This window comes from Mesorhizobium sp. M7A.F.Ca.US.005.03.2.1, from assembly GCF_003997795.1.
GTDB lineage: Bacteria > Pseudomonadota > Alphaproteobacteria > Rhizobiales > Rhizobiaceae > Mesorhizobium > Mesorhizobium ciceri.
The window spans coordinates 1-2480 of record NZ_RZRP01000898.1 but is presented as its reverse complement, the minus strand read 5'-3'; the positions used below and the strand labels follow the sequence as shown (position 1 = coordinate 2480).

At 65.6% G+C, this 2480-nt stretch carries 2 protein-coding genes and 1 pseudogene; all 3 read left to right on the top strand.

The genetic code is table 11. The features are described from left to right. Positions 1-138: 138 nt before the first annotated feature. Positions 139-1710, top strand: a complete 1572-nt coding sequence (locus tag EN991_RS32195; RefSeq protein WP_127370260.1) for an NAD(P)/FAD-dependent oxidoreductase — start codon at positions 139-141, stop codon at positions 1708-1710. Continuing rightward, positions 1710-2192 (top strand): MarR family transcriptional regulator, encoded by a 483-nt coding sequence (locus EN991_RS32190; protein WP_013527967.1) that lies wholly within the window; start codon positions 1710-1712, stop codon positions 2190-2192. Before EN991_RS32195 ends, EN991_RS32190 begins: the two co-directional genes overlap by 1 nt. A 45-nt stretch (positions 2193-2237) precedes the next feature. Next, positions 2238-2480 (top strand): annotated as a pseudogene (locus tag EN991_RS32185) (indolepyruvate ferredoxin oxidoreductase); the annotation flags it as partial.

Genomic DNA, 2480 nt, shown 5'->3' with positions numbered 1-2480 from the left:
TTGCAGGATTGAGTGGGGCGCCGAAGCTGCCAATCTCCCCCCAAGAGGGGGAGATGGCCGGCAGGCCAGAGGGGGGCGCCGTAGAGCGCAATTCCACGCGATTGAACTCCACTGCCCGCAAGCAAAGAGCAACCGCCAATGACCGCCCCCGATCACATCATCGTCGGCAGCGGCATCAACGCGCTGGTCTGCGCGGCGATGCTCGGCGGCAAAGGGGCGCGTGTGCTCGTCCTGGAGCGCAACGACCGCATTGGCGGTTGCTTGCGCACCGAGGAGATCACCGCACCCGGCTTCATCCATGATGTGATGGCGACGACCTTCGTGCTGTTCATCACCTCGCCGGCCTTTGCGGCACTGGGCGCCGATCTCGCGCGCCACGGGCTGGAGTTCTGCCACACGGGCACGCCGACGGGCGTGCTGCGGCCGGATGGCAGCCATGCCGTGCTCAGCACCGACCGTGCCGCCAACATCGCCGCCCTCAACGCAATCGCGGCAGGCGACGGTGACCGGCACGCGGATGATGTCGGCGGCATCGAACGCAATGCCGGCCTGCTGTTCGGCTTGCTCGGCGGCAGCCTGTGGTCCTACCCGACAGCGAAGCTGCTTGCCGGTGATGGCTGGCGGCGTGGCCCGCGCGGCCTTGCCGCCTTCCTCGGCGAAGCTCTGGTGCCGGCGCGCGGCTGGCTCGAAAACACCTACCGGTCCGAAACCATCCGCGCGCTGTGGGCACCCTGGGTACTGCATGCCGGGCTTGGACCCGAGGACGCCTTCTCCGGCCAGATCGCCAAGGTGATCGCCTTCGCACTTGAGGCGGCCGGAGCACCGATCGTCAAGGGTGGGGCAAAAAACCTGCTGGCGGCCTTCGAGGCTTTGATTCGGGAACGCGGCGGCGATATCCGCACCGGCGCCGATGTCGCTTCGATCGTTCAAAACAATGGCCGGGCAACCGCCGTGCGGCTGGCCTCGGGCGAGACAATCAATGCCGACAAGAGCGTCATCTGCTCGGTTACGCCAACGCAGCTCTATGGCAGGCTGCTTGGCACGGATGCACCCAAAGCCGATGTCGAGGCGACGCAAAAGTACCGCTACGGCAAAGGCAATTTCCAGATCCACTACGCCTTGGACAAACCGCCCGCATGGCCGGGCGAAGGCTTGGATAAGGTGGCGTTGCTGCACCTCACGCCCGGCCTGGATGGCGTCTCGAAAGCTTGCCACGAGGCGGCGCGCGGCCTGCTGCCGGAGGTGCCGACCATCTGCGTCGGCCAGCCGCACGCGCTCGACCCGTCGCGCTGCCCGGAGGGCAAGGCGATCCTGTGGCTGCAACTGCCAGAGGCGCCTCGCCACATCAAGGGCGACGCGGCCGGCAAGCTGCAGGCGCCGGCAGACGGGCAATGGACCGATGTGCTGCGCGAAGCCTATGCCGACCGCATTGAGGCGATCCTCGCCAGCCATATCGAAGGCTTCAAGGACAGCGTCATCGCGCGCCGCGCCTATTCGCCGGCCGATCTGGAGGCGATGAACATCAACCTGGTCGGCGGTGACCCCTATGGCGGTTCCTCGACCATCGACCAGTCTTTCCTGTGGCGGCCGTTCAAGACCAGCCGCAACCATCAGACCGGCATCAAGGGTCTCTACCATATCGGCGCCTCGACCCACCCGGGTGCGGGTCTCGGCGGCGGTTCCGGCTTTCTCCTGGCGGGGAGGCTGTGATGGAAGAGAAGGTCGCGGAAAAGCGCCAGCGCATTTCGACCCTGGGGCAGATCGGGCTGCAGCAATTCGCGCCCTATCTGATGAACCGCATCATGGGCCGCTACAACGCCACCTTGCGCGACGATTTCCGCAAGCAGGGCCTGACCATCCCGCAGGTCCGCACGCTCGCCGTGCTGTCGGTCACCGACGGTATCACCGTCAACGACCTCTCGGTCTATACGGTCATCGAGCAATCGACCTTGAGCCGGACCCTCGATACGCTGGAGGGCCAGGGTCTGGTGCGACGCGAGCAGGGTGTCACCGACAGCCGAATCCGCCATGTGTTCCTGACCGACGAGGGCCGCGCCGAGTTCACCCGCGCCTGGCCGGCCATGCACGACGCGTTCGAAGCGATGTTCGACGACATCGACGATGCCGAATATTCCGCGCTCATCGCCACGCTTTTGAAGATGCTGAAGAACATTCGCAAGCACGACATCTAGACCTACGCGCCGCCAGCGCTGGCGGTAACGGAAGGGAGAAAAAGAATGGCCGAACGGTCTTTTGCCAGGGAAGTCGAAAAACTCAGGCTCGGTGCCGGCGAGGAGTTTGCCGGCGAAGGCATTCTCGCCATCACCAAGGCGCTGCTGCAATGCGGCGTCGGCTATGTCGGCGGCTATCAGGGCGCGCCGATCAGTCACCTGATGGACGTGCTGGCCGACGCGCAGGACATTCTGGGCGAGCTCGGCGTGCATTTCGAAGCCAGCGCCTCGGAAGCCACTGCCACCGCC

Bases quoted from the DNA above. Each gene is read 5' to 3' on its own strand.
- EN991_RS32195 (WP_127370260.1), top strand. From the start codon at position 139: ATGACCGCCCCCGATCACATCATCGTCGGCAGCGGCATCAACGCGCTG.
- EN991_RS32190 (WP_013527967.1), top strand. From the start codon at position 1,710: ATGGAAGAGAAGGTCGCGGAAAAGCGCCAGCGCATTTCGACCCTGGGG.